A 19,181-nucleotide genomic window follows, 5' to 3' on the forward strand; every position below is an offset into this window, starting at 1 on the left:
TCTAGCCCAGCAGCAGCATGGCGAGCGGCAGTACCGGCAACAACGCGTCGATGCGATCGAGCACGCCGCCGTGCCCCGGCAACAGGCCGCTCGAGTCTTTGACGCCGGCCTGGCGTTTCATCATCGATTCGAATAGATCGCCGACCACACTGAAAACCACCAGCAGGGTCAGCGCAAGCACCGTGCGCAGCGCGCCCAGTTGCGCCAGCAGCGCAGAATACAGGGTCGGCTCGAACGCGTGCAAAAAGATCGCCGCTGCCGCGACAATCATGACCAGCAGCCAGCCGCCGATCGCGCCCTCCCAGGTTTTACCCGGACTGATGGCGGGTGCCAGCTTGTGCTTGCCAAACGCCTTCCCGGAGAAGTATGCGCCGATATCGGCGAGCCATACCAACAGCAGCAGCGACAGCACGAACGGCACGCCCTGCATGCGCGCGGCGACGAGAGCATGCCAGCACGCGATGAAGCCGACGATGCCGGCAAGAAACAGAAAGGCGCGCCACACGCCGTGCGCGAGCACGGGCTTGCGAAGCAGCACGAACGGCCCCGCGATCACCCAAAAAATGGCGGCCGCCTGGAAGAACGGCCGTGCGTGCCCGGTGCCGATACCCACGCGGGTGCTGGTGACGAGCCCGAGTGCCGCGACGAGCGCGTACAGCACCGGCCCCGCACCGCCGAGCTTGAGCAGGCGTGCCCATTCCCACGCGGCGAACACGACGACGAAAGCGATCAGCGCGCCGAACACGCCGACCGGCGCGAACAGCGTGACAGGCAGGAACACTGCCAGTAGCACGATCGCCGTGATGACACGGGTCTTTAGCATGGAAGCGAATCGGCGTTCTGCGATTGCGGCTCGAGCTGAGCACTGGTGCGACCGAAGCGGCGTTCCCGCTCGGCATAGGAAGCGATGGCGTGACCGAGCGCGTCGGCGTCGAAGTCCGGCCAGAACGTGTCGGTGAAATAGAACTCGGTGTAGGCGAGCTGCCACAGTAGGAAGTTGCTCACACGGCGCTCGCCGCCGGTGCGGATAAACAGATCCGGCTCGGGCGCGTAAGCCATCGACAGATGCTCGGCGAACGCGTCCTCGTTGACCTCGACCGGCTTGCCCGCCGCGGCCGCTTGCTCGACGAGCTTGCGGGTGGCCTGCATGATGTCCCAGCGGCCGCCGTAGTTCGCCGCGATGGTCAGCGTGAGACGGGTATTGCGCGCGGTCTTGGTTTCCGCGCGTCTGATCAGATCGCGGATCTTCTCGTCGAAACGCTCGAGATCGCCGACCACGCGCAAACGGATACCGTTCGCGTGCAGCTTGCCGATCTCGCGCTCGAGCGCGGTGACGAAGAGGCGCATCAGGAACGACACCTCCTCGTTCGGACGGCGCCAGTTCTCCGAGCTGAATGCGAACAGCGTCAGATATTCGACGCCCCGCCGCGCGCACGCCTCGACGGCTGCCCGCACCGCGTCGACGCCGCGCGTATGGCCCGCGACGCGCGGCAGACGCCGCTGGGTGGCCCAACGGCCGTTGCCATCCATGATGATCGCGATATGTCGCGGCACCGCGGCGACTTCAGGCACGCGCACGGTTGAGCTGGTATAGGTCATGGCCGTCGGGACAGTAATGCCAATAAAGAAGTGGAAATCTGAAAGTGCTGAGCCGAACGGCGTCAGACCGTCATGATCTCGGCTTCTTTCGTCGTGACGAGCTTGTCGATTTCCGCGACAAACTTGTCCGTCAACTTCTGGACGTCGTCGCCGGCACGACGCTCGTCGTCTTCCGAGATTTCCTTGTCCTTGACGAGCTTCTTCAGTTGCTCGTTGGCGTCACGGCGCAGGTTGCGCACAGCCACCTTGGCCGTTTCAGCTTCGCTGCGCACGACCTTGGTCAGCTCGCGGCGACGCTCTTCGGTCAGCGCGGGCATCGGTACGCGGATCACGTCGCCGTGCGTGGCCGGGTTCAGACCGAGATCCGACTCGCGGATCGCCTTTTCGACGACCTGGACCATCTTCTTTTCCCACGGCTGCACGCCGATCGTGCGCGCGTCGATCAGCGTCAGGTTCGCGACCTGCGAAATCGGCACCGGCGAGCCGTAATAGTCGCACTGGATATGATCGAGCAGGCCCGTATGCGCACGGCCCGTGCGGATCTTCGACAGGTCGTTCTTGAACGCGTCGATGGAGCGCTGCATCTTCTGTTCAGCGCCCTTCCTGATATCAGCCACAGACATTTTTAAACCTCCGAACCTTCAAAACGGTGCGAGCCGTGCGGCACGCGCGATGCGGCGACCCGGGCTCGCGTCAAAGCCCACGTAATGTAAACGAAGTTTACACGTGGACGAGGGTGCCCTCGTCGTCACCTTGCACGATGCGCTTGAGCGCTCCGGGTTTCACGATCGAAAACACGCGGATCGGCAGCTTCTGGTCGCGGCACAGCGCGAACGCCGTCGCGTCCATCACCTGCAGATTGCGCCCGATCGCTTCGTCGAAACTGATTGTGGTGTAACGGGTCGCGCTCGGGTCCTTCCTCGGGTCAGCCGAATAGACGCCGTCCACCTTGGTCGCCTTCAGCACCACTTCCGCGCCGATTTCCGAGCCGCGCAATGCAGCGGCCGTGTCGGTCGTGAAAAACGGGTTGCCGGTGCCGGCCGCGAAAATCACGACCTTGCCTTCCTCGAGCTGGCGGATCGCGCGGGGCCGGATGTACGGCTCGACGACCTGGTCCATGCGCAGCGCCGATTGCACGCGCGCTTCGATGCCGGCATGGCGCATCGCATCCTGCAGCGCCAGCGCGTTCATCATCGTGGCGAGCATACCCATGTAGTCGGCCGTCGCGCGGTCCATACCCGCCGCACCGCCCGCCACGCCGCGAAAAATATTGCCGCCGCCGATCACCACGGCCAGCTGCGTTCCGAGACGGACCACTTCGGCCACGTCCGCCACCATTCGTTCGATGGTCGCGCGATTGATGCCGAAGGCATCGTCGCCCATCAGAGCTTCACCGGAGAGTTTGAGCAGGACGCGTTTATAGGCAGTGGGCATAGGAGTATCCAGATCGCGCAGAACAGGGCAACAACAAGGGACTAATGTAGGGGTGAAATGCTGATTCGGGCAAGCGCCGCCAAATTGACGAACCATAGGGTTCGCCAGCGGCGGCCGCGCGGCGAGGGTCAACCCGTGCACGGCCTTGCGGCGCTGCCGAGCGCGGCGAGGTCTTGCCCCGCCGCGGGTCCAACGGTACGGCTGTAAAGCTTAGGCGACGCTTATTGTTGCTTCGCAGCAGCGACTTGGGCGGCCACTTCCGCAGCGAAGTCGTCCTGCTTCTTCTCGATGCCTTCGCCGACCACGAACAATGCGAACTTCTGCACGCTCGAGTTGGCCGCCTTCAGCATTTGCTCGATCGTCTGCTTGTCGTTCTTCACGAACGTCTGGTTCAGCAGCGACACTTCTTTCAGGTACTTCTGCACGCTGCCGTCGACCATCTTGGCGACGATTTCAGCCGGCTTGCCCGATTCGGCGGCCTTCTGCTCAGCGATGCTGCGTTCCTTGGCGATCAGGTCCGCCGGCACGTCGTCCGACGACAGCGAAACAGGCTTCATTGCGGCGATGTGCATCGCCACGTCCTTGCCGACCTGCTCGTCCGCGCCGGTGTACTCGACCAGCACGCCGATGCGCGTGCCGTGCAGGTACGCCGCCAGCTTGTTCGCGGTGTCGAAGCGCACGAAACGGCGGATCGACAGGTTTTCGCCGATCTTGCCGACCAGCGCGAGACGCACCGCGTCGACGGTCTGGCCGTCGAGCGGCAGTGCCGACAACCCGGCGACGTCAGCCGGGTTTTGCGTCGCGACGAGTTCGGCGACCTTCTTCGAGAATGCGAGGAAGTCGTCGTTCTTCGAGACGAAGTCGGTTTCGCAGTTCAGCTCGACGAGCGAGCCGGCGTTGCCGTTGATGAACGATGCGACGACGCCTTCAGCCGTCACGCGCGATGCCGCCTTGCTCGCCTTGTTGCCGAGCTTCACGCGCAGCAGTTCTTCGGCGCGCGCCAGATCGCCGTCGGCTTCCGTCAGCGCCTTCTTGCATTCCATCATCGGCGCGTCGGTCTTTGCGCGCAGTTCTGCAACCATGCTTGCGGTAATTGCCGCCATCATTTGCTCCTTGGGTTCTGTCTGTCACACGCCGCCCGCACTTCGATGCTGGCGGCAAGAATTCGTTTCAGCGTTTTCGCGCATTTTTGCGCGCGACGCGTCTCGCGTCGCCTCAAGCACTCTGCCAGATGCCCGTTACAACACCTCGTACGGACGTCGCGGCTTAAAAAAAGGGGGCCTGTAGAAAGCCCCCTTTTATGCCGGACACTGGGCAGCCTTACGCTTCCGAGTTGACCTCGACGAACTCGTCGCCGTCGCCGCCACGCGCAGCCTGGACCACTTCGTTGACCGCATTGGCACGGCCTTCGAGGATCGCGTCGGCCACGCCGGCCGCATACAGGGCGACGGCCTTGCTGGCGTCGTCGTTACCCGGGATCACGTAGTCCACACCTTCCGGCGAGTGGTTCGTATCGACCACGGCGATGACCGGAATGCCGAGCTTGTTCGCTTCGGTCACGGCAATCTTGTGGTAGCCGACGTCAACCACGAAAATTGCGTCCGGAATGCCGCCCATGTCCTTCACGCCGCCGATCGACTTCTGCAGCTTGGCCATTTCGCGTTCGAACAGCAGCGCTTCCTTCTTGCTCATGCGCTCGGTTTCACCGGCTTCCAGCGCTGCCTCCATGTCCTTCAGGCGCTTGATCGACACTTTCAGCGTCTTGAAGTTGGTCAGCATGCCGCCGAGCCAGCGCGCGTTGACGAACGGCATGCCAGCGCGCTGCGCTTCCTGGGCGATCGTGTCGCGCGATTGACGCTTGGTACCGACGAACAGGATCGTGCCGCGGTTCGATGCCAGCTGACGCGCGTATTTCAGCGCGTCGTTGTACATCGGCAGCGTCTTTTCGAGGTTGATGATGTGAATCTTGTTGCGATGACCGAAGATGAAGGGGGCCATCTTCGGGTTCCAGAAGCGGGTCTGGTGACCGAAGTGGACACCTGCTTCCAGCATTTGACGCATCGTAACTGCCATGAAATTCTCCACGAGGGTTGGGTCTTAAGCCGGCTGCCGCATCGACCGCGCCCGCCTCTATTTTGGCTGGAACGCGGCGACACCCTGGGTGCGCCGGCTTGCGATTTGGTTGCCTGACACTACTTTCTCTATTCTCGTGACGCTAGCAACCGGAGCGTCTCGACAAGCCGTTCCGCCCACCTTGCCATGCGCAAATTTGCGAATGCGCGAATAACAGCGGACTAGGACTGACTTAGCCAAAGAGTATAGCACGCGACTATCGGCCGACTCAACCGGCCCGACCACCTGCCGATGGCCGTGCGCACCGTACCGCGCATCCCGGACCGAAGCCGGGTTTGGCATCCTGGGTTGGCACGCTTTGGGCCGTCAATCAACCGATTATGGTCGCTTTGAGCCCATTGCCGCCCGATCCAGCGCAACGACCCAGCCTCCGCTGCTGTAAAATGGCTCGATTCCGCCACGCGCGAGGGATCGTTAAAGATCGACCGGCATTCTCTGCCCGGCAGACGCCCCCGCCAGGCCACCGCAACACCTAGCGAGCCTCAACCAGGGAGGCTTCCGAGGAAATCATGGCTATCACCATCAAGAATGAAGACGACATCGCGAAGATGCGCGTCGCCTGCCGGCTCGCGAGCGAAGTGCTCGACTACATCACGCCGTTCATCAAGGCCGGCGTCACCACTGGCGAGCTCGACCGTCTGTGCCACGAATACATGCTCAAAGACCAGGGCACGGTTCCCGCGCCGCTGAATTACCAGCCGCCCGGCTATCCACCCTATCCGAAGGCCACCTGCATTTCGGTCAACGACGTGATCTGCCACGGCATTCCGGGCGACAAGGCGCTCAAGAACGGCGACGCGCTGAACATCGACATCACCGTCATCAAAGACGGCTACTTCGGCGACACGAGCCGCATGTTCATCGTCGGCGAGGGGTCGATCATGGCGAAGCGCCTCGTGCAGGCCACTTTCGAATGCATGTGGCTCGGCATCGACCAGGTTCGCCCCGGCGCGCATCTCGGCGACATCGGCTATGCGATCCAGAAGCATGCCGAAGGCCTCGGCTACAGCGTGGTGCGTGAATATTGCGGCCACGGCATCGGCACCGTGTTCCACGAAGACCCGCAAATCCTGCACTACGGCCGCCCCGGCACAGGGCTCGAACTGCAGGCCGGCATGATCTTCACGATCGAGCCGATGATCAACGCCGGCCGCCGCGACATCCGCACGATGCCCGACCAGTGGACCGTCAAGACCAAGGACCGCAGCCTGTCCGCGCAGTGGGAGCACACCGTGCTCGTCACGGAGACCGGCTACGACGTGCTGACCGTGTCGGCCGGTACGCCCGCGCGCCCGCCCGTGGTCGCGGCCACCGCCTGACCGACTTCGACCTCCTCTTCCCCTGCCAATGAGTAGCGTTCCAGCCGTCGCCCCCTCCCATGCCTCGTCGCTCAAGGCGGACTACAAAGTGGCCAAAGCCCAGTTGCTGGAACGCTTCCGAACGGCCACCAACGTCGACGCGTTGATGGCCGTGCTCGCGCGCGCCACGGACCATTCGTTGCGCGCAGCCTGGGAGACCTGCGAGCTGCCCGACGAGCTCGCGCTCGTCGCGGTCGGCGGCTATGGGCGCGGCGAGCTCGCGCCGCATTCCGACATCGACATCCTCGTGCTGCTGCCCGACGCGCGGCTCGAGCATCTGGACGCGCGCATCGAGCGCTTTATCAGCCTCGCGTGGGATCTCGGGCTGGAGCTTGGCAGTAGCGTGCGCAGTGTGTCGCAATGCATCGAAGAAGCGGCCAACGACGTCACGGTGCGTACGTCGCTGCTGGAAGCGCGCCGCATCACGGGCAGCACCGCGCTGTTCGACGATTTCGCTCGACGTTACCGCGCGGCGCTCGACCCGAAGGCGTTCTTCCAGGCGAAGGTGCTCGAAATGCGCCAGCGTCACGCGAAGTTTCAGGACACGCCCTACGCACTCGAGCCGAACATCAAGGAAAGTCCGGGCGGCCTGCGCGACCTGCAGCTGATCCTGTGGATCACCCAGGCGGCCGGCTTCGGCAGCAGTTGGCGCGAGCTCGAAGCGCGCGGGCTGATCACCGAGCGCGAGGCGCGCGAACTGCGCCACAACGAGGGCTTCCTGAAGTCGCTGCGCGCGCGGCTGCACGTGATCGCCGGGCGCCGCCAGGACATTCTGGTGTTCGACCTGCAGACGCCGGTCGCGCAAAGCTTCGGCTACGAGCCGACCGCGACCAAGCGCGCGAGCGAGCAGTTGATGCGCCGCTACTACTGGGCCGCGAAAGCGGTCACGCAGCTCGCGACGATCCTGATCCAGAACATCGAGGCGCAGCTGTTTCCGAGCACGAGCGGCATCACGCGCGTGCTGTCGGATCGCTTCGTCGAAAAGCAGGGCATGCTGGAAATCGCGTCCGACGACCTGTTCCAGCGCGAGCCGAACGCGATCCTCGAAGCCTTCCTGCTCTACGAGCGCACACCCGGCGTGAAGGGTCTGTCGGCGCGCACGCTGCGCGCGATCTACAACGCCCGCGATGTGATGGACCAGCACTGGCGGCGCGATCCGGAAAACCGCCGGCTCTTCATGGAAATCCTGAAGCAGCCGGCCGGCATCACGCATGCGTTCCGGCTGATGAACCAGACGAGTGTGCTCGGACGTTATCTGCTGAATTTCCGGCGCATCGTCGGGCAGATGCAGCACGACCTGTATCACGTGTACACGGTCGATCAGCACATCCTCATGGTGCTGCGCAATCTGCGCCGCTTCGCGGTCGCCGAACATGCGCACGAATACCCGTTCTGCAGCCAGCTGATCGTGAACTTCGACCGGCCGTGGGTGCTGTACGTGGCCGCGCTGTTTCATGACATCGCGAAGGGCCGCGGCGGCGATCATTCCACGCTGGGCATGGCCGACGCGCGGCGTTTCTGCCGGCAGCACGGCATCGAAGGCGAGGATGGCGAGCTGGTCGTGTGGCTCGTACAGCAGCATCTGACGATGAGCCAGGTCGCGCAGAAGCAGGACACGAGCGACCCCGAAGTGATCAAGCGGTTTGCCGAGCTGGTCGGCACCGAGCGCCGTCTGACCGCGCTCTATCTGCTGACGGTCGCCGACATCCGCGGCACCAGCCCGAAGGTCTGGAACACGTGGAAAGGCAAGCTGCTCGAAGACCTCTACCGCACCACGCTCGCCGTGCTAGGCGGTGCTCAGCCGGACGCGCATTCGGAGCTGAAGTCGCGCCAGGAAGAGGCGCTTGCGCTGCTGCGCCTCGAAACCGTGCCCGAAGGCGCGCAACGGGCGCTGTGGGACAAGCTCGACGTCGGCTACTTCCTGCGCCACGACGCGGCGGACATCGCGTGGCAGACGCGCGTGCTGTACCGCCACGTCGAAACACCGACGCCGTTCGTGCGCGCGCGCCCCTCGCCGATCGGCGAGGCGCTGCAGGTGCTCGTCTATGTGAAGGACCAGCCCGACCTGTTCGCTGGCATCTGCGCGTACTTCGACCGCAACGGCCTGTCGGTGCTCGATGCGCGCGTCAGCACGACCCGCCACGGCTACGCGCTCGACAACTTCCTCGTCGCGCACACCGAAGAAGACGTGCACTATCGCGATATCGCCAATCTGGTCGAGCAGGAACTGACCGCGCGCCTCGCTGGCCACGGCACCTTGCTGCCCGGACCGTCGAAGGGCCGGCTGTCGCGGCTATCGCGTACCTTCCCCATTACGCCGCGCGTCGACCTGCGGGCCGATGAGCGCGGGCAATACTACATCCTGTCCGTGTCGGCGAACGACCGGCCAGGCCTTCTTTATTCGATCGCGCGCGTGCTCGCCGAGCATCGGGTTGGCGTCGCCTCGGCGCGGATCAATACGCTCGGCGAACGCGTCGAAGACGTGTTCCTTCTCGAAGGACACGGCCTGTCGGACAACCGCCTGCAAATTCAGGTCGAAACCGAACTACTGCGCGCGATCGCAGTGTGAGAATTCATGCGAACCAAATTAACAGCGAAGCATCCGCGGCCGGCATCATCCGAACGCGCCCCTGTCCGCTCGGGCAGCGCGTCGGCGCGTAAGCCGACCCGTCCAGCGCGGCCGAACCCATTTGGGGCCGAGGCGGGCTCGACCCGCGAAGGCGCGGCATCGACGAGGAGCGGCGCGAAGCGGCCGGCTGGCGCTAAGCCGGCGGGCGCAGGTGCGCGCACGCCGCGTGCCGAAGGGTCGGTCGCGCGCGGTCGGGGCGCGGCTCCCACGAGCGCGCCGCGCCGGTTCGAAGGTGTGGCCGAGCGTGGCGAGCGCGCACCGCGTCGTTTCGAAGGCAGCGCAGAGCGCGGCGAACGTGCGCCTCGGCGGGGATTCGGCGAGCGTGGCGAACGCGCGCCGCGTCGTTTCGAAGGCAGCGCGGAGCGCGGCGAGCGTGCGCCTCGGCGCGAATTCAGCGAGCGTGGCGAACGTGCGCCGCGTCGTTTCGAAGGCAGCGCGGAGCGCGGCGAGCGTGCGCCTCGGCGCGAATTCGGCGAGCGCGGCGAACGCGCACCGCGTCGTTTCGAAGGCAGCGCGGAGCGCGGCGAGCGTGCGCCTCGGCGCGAATTCAGCGAGCGTGGCGAACGTGCGCCGAGTCGTTTTGAAGGCAGCGCAGAGCGCGGCGAGCGTGCGCCTCGACGCGAATTCGGCGAGCGTGGCGAGCGCGCACCGCGTCGTTTCGAAGGCAGCGCGGAGCGCGGCGAGCGTGCGCCTCGGCGCGAATTCAGCGAGCGTGGCGAGCGCGCACCGCGTCGTTTCGAAGGCAGCGCGGAGCGCGGCGAGCGCGCGCCTCGCAGTTTTGACCAACGCGCACCGCGCCGCGACGCCGGCGAACGCGGTCCGTTCAGCGGTCCGCGCGCAGGCGCAGGCAGGCCGTCGGAAGGCGGCGCCCGTGGCGATCGTCCGGTGCGCCGCGAGCGCGATAGCGCCGAGCGTCCGCGCTTCGGTAGCGATCGCGGTGAGCCGCAGCAGCGTCGCGGCGGCGATCGAGGCGCGCGCAGCGACAGCGCCCCGCGCCGTTTCGAAGGTGAGCGCAGCGTCGCGAAGCCGGGAAAAGGCGGCTACGGCGAGCGTACCGAGCGTCCGGCGCACGCGACGCGTGAGGACCGCGGCGAGCACGGTGCACGCGGCGATCGTCCGCCCTCGCGTCGCGAGTCCGGCGAACGCACCGAGCGTCGCGAGCGCCCTGCGCGCAGCTTCGACGACACGTTGCCAGCCGCGAGCCGCCGCTTCGGTGACGACCGACCAGCCCGCGCCGCGAAGCCGCGAGCGTCAGCAGCCAAAGCGGCGCAGCCCATCGACACCACCGTCGAGGCCGCCCGCCCATCCCGCCGCGATCGCGAAGACGCGCCGGGCATGCTGCGTCTGTCAAAGCTGATGTCGAAACTCGGCATTTGCTCGCGCCGCGAGGCCGACGAATGGATCGAGAAAGGCTGGGTCATGGTCGACGGCGAGCGCGTCGATACGCTCGGCGCGAAGGTATTCCCCGATCAACGCATCGACATCGACCCGGCCGCCGCAGCCGCTCAGTCGAGCCAGGTGACCGTGATCGTTCACAAGCCGGTCGGGCTCGTCTCGGGCCAGGCGGAGGACGACTATCAGCCGGCTATCACGCTCGTCACGCCGGAGAATCGCTGGGAAGGCGACCGTTCGGGCATCAGCTTCTCGATGTCGCATCTGCGCCAGCTCGCACCGGCCGGGCGTCTCGACATCGATTCGACCGGCCTGCTCGTGCTGACGCAGGACGGCCGCATCGCGAAGCAACTGATCGGCGGTCATTCGGAAGTGGACAAGGAGTATCTGGTGCGCGTCGCGTACGGCGAGTGCACCGTCGACGTCGAAAGCCACTTCCCGGCCGAAAAACTCGCGCTGCTGTGCCACGGCCTGTCGCTCGACGACGTCGCGCTGAAGCCCGCGCAGGTCAGCTGGCAGAACGGCGAGCAACTGCGTTTCGTGCTTCGCGAAGGCAAGAAGCGTCAGATTCGCCGCATGTGCGAACTGGTCGGTCTGGAAGTGCTGGGCCTGAAGCGGGTTCGCATCGGCGAGGTGATGCTCGGCGCGCTGCCGCCGGGACAGTGGCGCTATCTGTCGCAAGACGAGTCGTTCTGAGGCCCGTCCGCCGCGCCTCCGTGTTCAGAGCAGGCGCATCAGGACAACAAAAACCCGCGCACACAGGCGCGGGTTTTTTATTGGCGGCGGCCGCGCTGCCCGATCAGCGTTGAGCCCCGTCAGTCGTCGCTATTCGGATCCAGATCCGGGAACAGAGTCTCGGTAAAGCCGAACTTCGAGAAATCGGTAATCCGCATCGGATACAGCTTGCCGATCAGATGATCGCATTCGTGCTGCACGACCCGCGCGTGAAAGCCCTCGGCGACCCGATCGATCGGCTTGCCGAATTGATCGAAGCCGTGATAGCGGATCATCGAAAACCGGCTGACCACGCCGCGCAGTCCCGGCACCGACAGGCAGCCCTCCCAGCTCTCTTCCATGTCCTGCGAGACCGGCGTGACGGTCGGGTTGATCAGCACCGTTTCCGGCACCGGCGGCGCGTCCGGATAGCGCGCGTTCGAACCGAAGCCGAAGATCACCACCTGCAGATCGACGCCGATCTGCGGCGCGGCAAGACCCGCGCCGTTCGCGTCGTGCATGGTCTCGAACATGTCTTCCACGAGCCGGTGCAGTTCGGGCGTGTCGAAGCGGTCGACCGGCTCGGCGATTCGCAGCAGGCGCGGATCGCCCATCTTCAGAATGTCGTGAATCATCAGTGCCCCTCCAGGAGCTTGCGCATACCATCTTCGTCGAGTACGGGGATGCCGAGTTCCTCGGCTTTCGCGAGTTTGCTGCCCGCGTCCGCGCCCGCCACCACGTAACTGGTTTTCTTCGATACCGACCCGGCCACCTTCGCGCCGGCCGCCTCCAGCATTTCCTTTGCATCCTCGCGCGACAGGTTCGGCAGCGTGCCGGTCAGCACGACCGTCTGGCCGGCCAGCACGCCCTGCGCCGCCTTCGGCGCGGGCGGCCCCTCGGGCCACGTGACCTTGCCCGGCGCGCGCAGTTGCTCGATCACCGTGCGGTTGTGGTCCTCGGCGAAAAACTGATGGATCGATTCGGCGACGACCGGACCCACGTCGTTGACTTCGAGCAGCTGTTCCGGCGACGCATCCATGATCGGATCGAGCGAGCCGAAGTGCTTGGCGAGATCCTTCGCGGTCGACTCGCCGACGTGGCGAATCCCCAACGCGTAGATGAAGCGCGCGAGCGACGTGTGCTTGGCTTTTTCGAGCGAGTCGAGCAGGTTCTGCGCGGACTTGTCGGCAAAGCGGTCGAGTTCCGCGAGCGTCGCGAAGCCAAGATTGAACAGGTCGGCCGGCGTGCGAACCAGATTCTGTTCGACCAGTTGATCGATGATCTTATCGCCGAGGCCGTCGATATCGAGCGCGCGACGCTGCGCGAAGTGCCACAACGCCTGCTTGCGCTGCGCCGGACAGAAGAGTCCGCCCGTGCAGCGCGCGATCGCCTCGTCGGGCAAGCGCTCGATCGACGAGCCGCATACCGGGCACTGCGTCGGCATCACGAACTCGCGCACGTCGGCCGGACGACGGTCGACTAGTGCGCTGACCACTTCCGGAATCACGTCGCCCGCGCGCCGCACGATCACCGTATCGCCAATCCGGATGTCCTTGCGGCGCACTTCGTCCTCGTTGTGCAAGGTCGCGTTCGTGACCGTCGCGCCGCCGACGAACACCGGTTCGAGCCGCGCGACCGGCGTGATCGCGCCGGTGCGGCCGACCTGCACGTCGATCGCGACGAGCCTGGTCAGCGCTTCCTGGGCGGGGAATTTGTGCGCGAGCGCGAAGCGCGGCGCACGCGACACGAAGCCGAGCGCATCCTGCTCGTCGCGCCGGTTGACCTTATAGACCACCCCGTCGATGTCGTACGGCAGCTTGTCGCGCTTCTCGCCGACCGCGTGGAAAAAGCCGAGCAGGCCTTCGGCGCCTCGCACGACCGCGCGCTCGCCATTGACCGGCAAGCCCATCTCCTTGTACCAGTCGAGCAGTTCGCTATGCGTGGCCGGCATCTCGATGCCTTCCAGCACGCCGATGCCATACGCAAAAAACGACAGCGGCCGCTGCGCGGTGATCTTCGAATCGAGCTGGCGCAAGCTGCCCGCCGCCGCGTTGCGCGGGTTCGCGAATTCGCGTTGCCCGGCGGCGCGCTGGCGTTCGTTCAGGCGCTCGAAATCGCGCTTGAACATCAGCACTTCGCCGCGCACGTCGAGCACGCGTGGCACGCGCTTGCCCTTGAGCCTCAGCGGAATCGAGCGGATCGTGCGGACGTTTTCGGTGACGTTCTCGCCAGTCGTGCCGTCGCCGCGCGTGGACGCCTGCACGAACACGCCGTCGACGTAGCGCAGTGAGATCGCGAGGCCGTCGAATTTCAGCTCAGCCGCATAATCGACCGGTACCGGCGACTCGCTCGCATTGTTGCCGAGCGCGTCGCCGATGCGCTTGTCGAACGCGACGATGTCTTCGTCGGCGAAACCGTTGTTGAGCGACAGCATCGGGAGATCATGCACGACCGGCTCGAAACCGCTCGCGGCTTCGCCGCCGACGCGCTGCGTCGGCGAGTCAGGCACGATCAGATCCGGATGCTCGGCCTCGATGCGCTCCAACTCCTTGAACAGCTTGTCGTACTCGGCGTCCGGCAGGTCCGGTTGATCGAGCACGTAGTACGCGTAGTTCGCGCGTTCGAGTTCCGCGCGCAACCACGCGGCCCGCTCAGCGGGAGCGTTGGTTGCGGAAAGAGGGACGGAGGATCGGGCCATGCTGTCGGAAGCTTCTCGAGATCAAAGACGGACATCGAATTATCGCAGGAAGCGTGCCCCTTTACATCGCTGAATGGGCGCGCGCCGCGCTGCAACGTAGGCCGCAAACGACGACGGCCGCACATCGTGCGGCCGTCGTCAAAACGCGTAGAACGCTGCAAAAGGCTTACTGGCTGAACAGGCGCCGCGTGGCCGGAGAACCTGCCGGAATACCGGCCTGTTCGAGCTTCGCGTACAGCGTCATCAACTGTTTTTCGATCGCGAGCAGCGCGCTTTCCGGCAGCGGCCGGCGACCGTCGTCGACCACGCGTCCGCCGATGCGCTCGGCCAGCGACTTCGCGTAATCGCACATCAGACGGAACGGCAGAATGTCTTCGTCGGCAACCGGCACGTCGAGCACCAGCGTGATCATCTCGCCGCCTTTGTAGGTGAGGTCGTCGCGCAAGAAGTTGGTGTCGCCGAACTGCAGCATGAACACCGGGCTTTGCCGCGCGTCGAGCTTGACGAAGCGCGTGCCGTCGCGCGACAGCAGCAGACCGTCCTGCGACGCGACCGCCTGCACGTAGTTGGCCGACCACGGCGCGCCGTCCGACAACACGTTGATCGACAACTGCGCGTCGCACTGGGCCGCAAAGCCGTCGAGCTCGCGCGCCATCGCGACGGTTTCGAGCATGTCGGGGAATTCCGGCGCCGCATCGAGCGTGTCGGCCAACTGCTGCACACCGGTCACGAATTCGGAAAACTCGAGTTCGTTGAGCGCACCGCTGCGGTTGGCGAGTTGAACGGCGGCGCGCAGTTCTTCGTAGCGCGTGCCGTTCTGCAGCAGCTCCCACGCGCCGCCGCCGTCGGGCTTGCCCTCGATATGCACCGGCTTGCTGCCCGCGCGGCGCAAGCGCTGCGCGAGCGGCAGCACCTTGTCGCCGGCTACCGGGCCGTTCAGCCGGATCGGCACGATACAGTCGATGCGTCGATCGACGATCGCGGGCGGTGCCGACGAAATGGTCGTGGCGGCCGGCAGGATCGGTTCGACGCGCTGCTGGGCGCCGGGCGCGGGCTGGGTCGGGAGCGCTTCTGCCGCGGGCCGCTCTGCGTTCGCGCCGGGCGCCGCCGCATGCTCACCGTCGCCGCCGGCAATGGCGTCCGCCGGCGGATAGCCGTTCGGTGACGTCATCTCAGCCTGGATATCGGCCGGTGTATCAAGCGGCGCGGCGCCCGCGCCGAACGTCGGTTCGACGCGCGCGGCGGTCGGGTGCGCTGCCTCGGCGCTCACGCTCGGCTCGCGCCGCGTGCTCGGCCGGGCCGGCTCGATGAACGGGCTCTGCTCCTCATGCTCGTCCCGCGCAAAGCTCTCGGTGGTGTCGGCCGGCATCGGCCGCGGCATCTTGCGGCGCACCTTCGCGCCCTGCCACGCGTTGTATACGACGACGCCCCCCACCACCACGGCACCCGCGCCGATCAAACCGAGTGTCAACTCGTCCATGCATGCTCCATCAGCAATTCTTTATCCGCGCGGGCCTCTCGTCCGCTCCACGTACCGCGCGGCGCTCGATCAGGCCGCTGCGCTGGATGCGGATGCCCGCGAAGGCGTTAACTCAAACGATATTCTGGGCGAAACCCGCCGCCGTTTCCATGTCGACCGCAACGATCCGCGAGACGCCCTGCTCCTGCATCGTCACGCCGATCAGCTGCTGCGCCATCTCCATCGCAATCTTGTTGTGCGAGATGAACAGGAACTGGGTTTTGTCCGACATCGCCCGTACCAGATTCGCGAAACGCTCGGTGTTGGCATCGTCGAGCGGCGCGTCCACTTCGTCGAGCAGACAGAACGGCGCGGGATTCAGCTGGAACATCGCGAACACGAGCGCGGTCGCGGTCAGCGCTTTCTCGCCGCCCGACAGCAGGTGAATCGTCGAATTCTTCTTGCCCGGCGGCTGCGCCATCACCTGCACGCCGGCGTCGAGGATTTCGTCGCCGGTCATGATCAGCTTCGCCTGGCCGCCACCGAATAGACGCGGGAACAGCTCGCCGAAATGCCGGTTCACTTCGTCGAACGTGCTTTGCAGCAGCGTGCGCGTTTCGGCGTCGATCTTGCGGATCGCGTCTTCGAGCGTTTCGATTGCGCTCGTCAGATCGGCCGACTGCGAATCGAGGAAGCTCTTGCGCTCGGTCGCGGCCTTCAGCTCGTCGAGCGCGGCCATGTTGACCGGCCCCAGCGCGACGATCGCGTTGTTGATGCGCGTGACTTCGCCCTGCAGGTACGACGGCTTCATGTCCGGCGTCAGCTTGGCTTGCAGCTCGGCTTCATCGACACCGGCCGCGCTCAACTGCTCGACGAACTGCTCGCCGTTGATGCGCGCAGCCTGCTCCTTCAACTGCAACTCGCTGATACGGTCGCGCAGCGGCTGCAACGCGCGCTCGGCGCTCAAACGCGTCTCGTCGGCCGAGCGCAGTTTCGCGGTCAAGTCGTCGAGCTCGACGCGCGCGGCGCGCAGCGCCTCTTCTTTCGCGGTGCGGATGTCGAGCGCGTCCTGCAGACCGGTGTGCGCGGTCTGCTCGTTGATCGTTTCCAGCTCGGCGCGCGCGTCTTCAAGCGCGCCCGCGACGCGCTCGCTCTGCTCGTGCGCGACCTGGATGCTGCGCTTCAATTCGTCGATGCGGTTCGCCATGTTGCGCGCGGCGAAGCGCGCGTCGGTGGCGGCGCGGTCGAGATCGCGCGCTTCGCCGCGGGCGGTCGTCAGGTCTTCGTCGAGCGATTCGAAGGCGAGCTGGTGATCTTCGAAGCGCGCCTGCAGTTCGGCAAGTTCGCCATCGTGACGCTCGAAGTTCGCTTCCGATTCGGCGCGCAGCGCCCGCTGCTCGTCGATCTGCGCGACGATCTCGTCGAGTTCCTCGCGAATCTGCGTGCTGCGCTGCGTATAGCGTTCGTGCGCCTGAGTGAGCTTGAGCACGTCCATCTGCAACGCGTGCACCCGCTGCGTCGCGCGTTCGGTCTGCTGGCGCATCTCGGCGAGCGCCTGCGCGGCCTGCGTGTGGGCGGCTTCGGCGCGGATCGCGGCGGCCTTCGCCTCGTCGGCGAGTAGGGCCTGCGCGCGCACCTGGCGGCCGAGGTTTTCGATTTCCTGCTGGCGCGCGAGCATGCCGGCCTGCTCGGAATCGGCCGCGTACAGCTGCACGCCGACGCGCGTGACCACGTGCCCCGCCTTCACGATGAACGCGCCGCCCTCGGGCAGCTGCGCGCGCATAGAAAGCGCCTGCTGCAGATCGTCGGCGACGAATGCGAGGCCGAGCCAGTCGGTCAGTACCGCGCGGATGCCCGCGTCTTCGATGCGCACGAGCGACAGCAGCGAGCGCAGCGCGCCCGCCGCCGGGGCCGGCTGACCGGCCGCGGGCGGCGCGTAGAACGCGAGCTTGGCCGGTGGCGCATCGGTGGCGAACGCCTTGACCCAGTCGAGATTCGACACTTCGAGCGCGGCGAGGCGCTCGCGCAGCACCGCTTCGAGCGCGGTTTCCCAACCGGCCTCGACATGCAGTTTCTTCCACAGACGCGGCAGGCTCCCCAGCTCGTGCTTGTCGAGCCACGGCTGGATCTTGCCTTCGGTCTGCACGTTTTCCTGCAACTGCTTGAGCGCGGCGAGGCGCGCGTCGAGCTGATGGATCTGCGCGCTTTCTGCCTGCACGCGCTCCTGCGCGGCGCGGCGTTCGCCGTCGAGCCGCGGCAGCGCCTCCTGCGCATCGGCAAGGCGCGCCTGTGCGTCGTGAAGGATTTCCTCGTGCTCGACGAGCTGCATGCGCAACTCCTCGAGCTGCGCTTCGTCGGGCGCGTCGAGGCCGCCCTGTTCCGATTTCAGCCGCTCATGGCGCTGCTGCAACTGCTGCAACTGCTGATCGGCATTGCGCTGATGCGCGGCTTCGAGCTTCAGCGCCTGCTCCGTTTGCGCGATGCCGCCGCGCTCGGTATTGAGCTCCGCCTGGGCGTCGCGCCAGCGCGCTTCGAGCGCGGGCAGCGCATCGTGCTTCGCGGCGGCGGCGTCTTCAGCGAGCACGGCTTTTTCTTCGGCGACGGCCAGTTGCTCTTCGGCGTCGGCGATGTCGTCCTGCGCCTTGTCGGCCTGCGACTGCCACTGCTCGCGCTGCGCCGTCAGCGCGGCGATCTGCGCCTGCACGCGGTTGCGCGATTCGACGATGAAGCGGATCTCGGCTTCCAGCCGGCTCACTTCGGCGTTCGCTTCGTACAGCGCGCCCTGCGCGCCCTGCATCGCATCACTCGCCGAATAATGCGCGACGCGCAGCGTTTCGAGTTCCGCCTCGACTTCACGCTGCTTCGCGGTTTGCGCTTCGAGATCGATCTGCGCCTGTTCGATTGCGCGCTGCTGGCGCTGCTGCTCACCGGCCGCCTCGTTCTTGCGCAACAGCCATAACAGCCGCTGCTTTTCCTCGCCGTCGCTTTGCAGCTCGCGATAGCGCGTTGCGACGACCGCCTGCCCCTCCAGCTTCTCGAGATTCGCGCCGAGCTCGCGGATGATGTCCTCGACGCGCGTCAGGTTCTCGCGCGTGTCGTGCAAACGGTTCTCGGTTTCGCGGCGGCGTTCCTTGTATTTCGACACGCCGGCGGCTTCTTCGAGAAACACGCGCAGCTCTTCGGGCTTCGCCTCGATCAACCGCGCGATCATGCCCTGCCCGATGATGGCGTACGCACGCGGCCCGAGGCCGGTGCCGAGGAAGATGTCCTGGATGTCGCGGCGCCGCGCCGGAAGATTGTTGATGTAGTAGCTCGAGGTGCCGTCGCGCGTTAGCACGCGCTTGACGGCGATCTCCGCATATTGGCCCCACTGGCCGGCGGCGCGGCCGTCGGCGTTGTCGAACACGAGTTCGACGCTCGCGCGGCTGCCCGGCTTGCGGGCGGTCGAGCCGTTGAAGATCACGTCCTGCATCGACTCGCCGCGCAATTCAGAGGCGCGAGATTCGCCGAGCACCCAGCGCACGGCGTCGATGATGTTGGATTTGCCGCAGCCGTTCGGTCCGACCACGCCAACCAACTGGCCGGGGACCTGGAAGTGCGTGGGATCGACGAAGGATTTGAAACCAGCGAGTTTGATCGAGGTGAGACGCACGGCGATTTCGCTGTTTGAAAAGAGAGAATGATAGGTGGCTCGCGAGGTTGCGCCAGTCGTTCACCGCCGCGGCGGGACGGCCCACGCAACCTCGCGAGCCTTCGCAATTTGGT

The 19,181-nt window shown here is 65.8% G+C and carries 13 protein-coding genes; 3 read left to right on the forward strand and 10 right to left on the reverse strand.

What is annotated here, in order from left to right; translation table 11 throughout:
* Position 1: 1 nt before the first annotated feature.
* From BJG93_RS09215 to rpsB, 6 genes are all read right to left on the reverse strand, one after another.
* Positions 2-823, reverse strand: coding sequence for a phosphatidate cytidylyltransferase (locus tag BJG93_RS09215; RefSeq protein WP_027197994.1), 822 nt, complete (start codon positions 821-823; stop codon positions 2-4).
* Positions 817-1,599, reverse strand: coding sequence for a polyprenyl diphosphate synthase (uppS, locus tag BJG93_RS09220; RefSeq protein WP_027197995.1), 783 nt, complete (start codon positions 1,597-1,599; stop codon positions 817-819). The genes BJG93_RS09215 and uppS overlap by 7 nt, the downstream gene beginning before the upstream one ends.
* A 62-nt stretch (positions 1,600-1,661) precedes the next feature.
* Complete coding sequence (gene frr / locus BJG93_RS09225; RefSeq protein WP_013089702.1) at positions 1,662-2,222, reverse strand: ribosome recycling factor; 561 nt, start codon at positions 2,220-2,222, stop codon at positions 1,662-1,664.
* 97 nt (positions 2,223-2,319) lie between these two features.
* Positions 2,320-3,033 carry a UMP kinase gene (pyrH, locus tag BJG93_RS09230; protein ID WP_027197996.1) on the reverse strand — a complete coding sequence of 238 codons (714 nt, stop codon included), beginning with the start codon at positions 3,031-3,033 and terminating at the stop codon, positions 2,320-2,322.
* A gap of 221 nt (positions 3,034-3,254) precedes the next feature.
* On the reverse strand, positions 3,255-4,136 hold the full coding sequence (gene tsf / locus BJG93_RS09235) for a translation elongation factor Ts (protein ID WP_027197997.1): 882 nt from the start codon (positions 4,134-4,136) through the stop codon (positions 3,255-3,257).
* A 217-nt stretch (positions 4,137-4,353) separates the two neighbouring features.
* Positions 4,354-5,106 carry a 30S ribosomal protein S2 gene (gene rpsB, locus BJG93_RS09240; RefSeq protein WP_018417646.1) on the reverse strand — a complete coding sequence of 251 codons (753 nt, stop codon included), beginning with the start codon at positions 5,104-5,106 and terminating at the stop codon, positions 4,354-4,356.
* 569 nt (positions 5,107-5,675) lie between these two features.
* Between rpsB and map the strand changes: the two genes are divergently transcribed.
* From map to BJG93_RS09255, 3 genes are read left to right on the forward strand one after another with little or no spacing between them, the layout of a single operon-like run.
* Positions 5,676-6,485, forward strand: coding sequence for a type I methionyl aminopeptidase (gene map / locus BJG93_RS09245; RefSeq protein WP_027197998.1), 810 nt, complete (start codon positions 5,676-5,678; stop codon positions 6,483-6,485).
* Between the two features lie 28 nt (positions 6,486-6,513).
* Positions 6,514-9,093, forward strand: coding sequence for a [protein-PII] uridylyltransferase (locus tag BJG93_RS09250; protein ID WP_027197999.1), 2,580 nt, complete (start codon positions 6,514-6,516; stop codon positions 9,091-9,093).
* Between the two features lie 6 nt (positions 9,094-9,099).
* The gene (locus BJG93_RS09255) at positions 9,100-11,241 is read left to right on the forward strand and encodes a pseudouridine synthase (protein WP_082194643.1); all 2,142 of its coding nucleotides are present in this window, start codon (positions 9,100-9,102) and stop codon (positions 11,239-11,241) included.
* A gap of 119 nt (positions 11,242-11,360) precedes the next feature.
* On the opposite strand, the gene def is transcribed toward BJG93_RS09255, so the two are convergent.
* The 4 genes from def to smc form a co-directional block, all read right to left on the reverse strand.
* Positions 11,361-11,894 carry a peptide deformylase gene (gene def, locus BJG93_RS09260; RefSeq protein WP_027198001.1) on the reverse strand — a complete coding sequence of 178 codons (534 nt, stop codon included), beginning with the start codon at positions 11,892-11,894 and terminating at the stop codon, positions 11,361-11,363.
* Entirely contained in the window at positions 11,894-13,957 is a 2,064-nt protein-coding gene (gene ligA, locus BJG93_RS09265; RefSeq protein WP_027198002.1) for an NAD-dependent DNA ligase LigA, read from the reverse strand. The genes def and ligA overlap by 1 nt, the downstream gene beginning before the upstream one ends.
* Positions 13,958-14,123: 166 nt before the next feature.
* Positions 14,124-15,437 (reverse strand): cell division protein ZipA C-terminal FtsZ-binding domain-containing protein, encoded by a 1,314-nt coding sequence (locus BJG93_RS09270; RefSeq protein ID WP_027198003.1) that lies wholly within the window; start codon positions 15,435-15,437, stop codon positions 14,124-14,126.
* 112 nt (positions 15,438-15,549) lie between these two features.
* A complete protein-coding gene (gene smc / locus BJG93_RS09275) occupies positions 15,550-19,068 on the reverse strand; it encodes a chromosome segregation protein SMC (RefSeq protein WP_027198004.1) in 3,519 nt (1,172 codons plus the stop codon).
* Positions 19,069-19,181 lie beyond the last annotated feature (113 nt).

It is taken from the genome of Paraburkholderia sprentiae WSM5005 (assembly GCF_001865575.2).
Lineage (GTDB): Bacteria > Pseudomonadota > Gammaproteobacteria > Burkholderiales > Burkholderiaceae > Paraburkholderia > Paraburkholderia sprentiae.

Coding starts and splice junctions, on each gene's coding strand:
- BJG93_RS09270 (WP_027198003.1), bottom strand. CDS start 15,437: ATGGACGAGTTGACACTCGGTTTGATCGGCGCGGGTGCCGTGGTGGTG.
- def (WP_027198001.1), bottom strand. CDS start 11,894: ATGATTCACGACATTCTGAAGATGGGCGATCCGCGCCTGCTGCGAATC.
- pyrH (WP_027197996.1), bottom strand. CDS start 3,033: ATGCCCACTGCCTATAAACGCGTCCTGCTCAAACTCTCCGGTGAAGCT.
- frr (WP_013089702.1), bottom strand. CDS start 2,222: ATGTCTGTGGCTGATATCAGGAAGGGCGCTGAACAGAAGATGCAGCGC.
- uppS (WP_027197995.1), bottom strand. CDS start 1,599: ATGACCTATACCAGCTCAACCGTGCGCGTGCCTGAAGTCGCCGCGGTG.
- BJG93_RS09215 (WP_027197994.1), bottom strand. CDS start 823: ATGCTAAAGACCCGTGTCATCACGGCGATCGTGCTACTGGCAGTGTTC.
- BJG93_RS09255 (WP_082194643.1), top strand. CDS start 9,100: ATGCGAACCAAATTAACAGCGAAGCATCCGCGGCCGGCATCATCCGAA.
- BJG93_RS09250 (WP_027197999.1), top strand. CDS start 6,514: ATGAGTAGCGTTCCAGCCGTCGCCCCCTCCCATGCCTCGTCGCTCAAG.
- rpsB (WP_018417646.1), bottom strand. CDS start 5,106: ATGGCAGTTACGATGCGTCAAATGCTGGAAGCAGGTGTCCACTTCGGT.
- tsf (WP_027197997.1), bottom strand. CDS start 4,136: ATGGCGGCAATTACCGCAAGCATGGTTGCAGAACTGCGCGCAAAGACC.
- ligA (WP_027198002.1), bottom strand. CDS start 13,957: ATGGCCCGATCCTCCGTCCCTCTTTCCGCAACCAACGCTCCCGCTGAG.
- map (WP_027197998.1), top strand. CDS start 5,676: ATGGCTATCACCATCAAGAATGAAGACGACATCGCGAAGATGCGCGTC.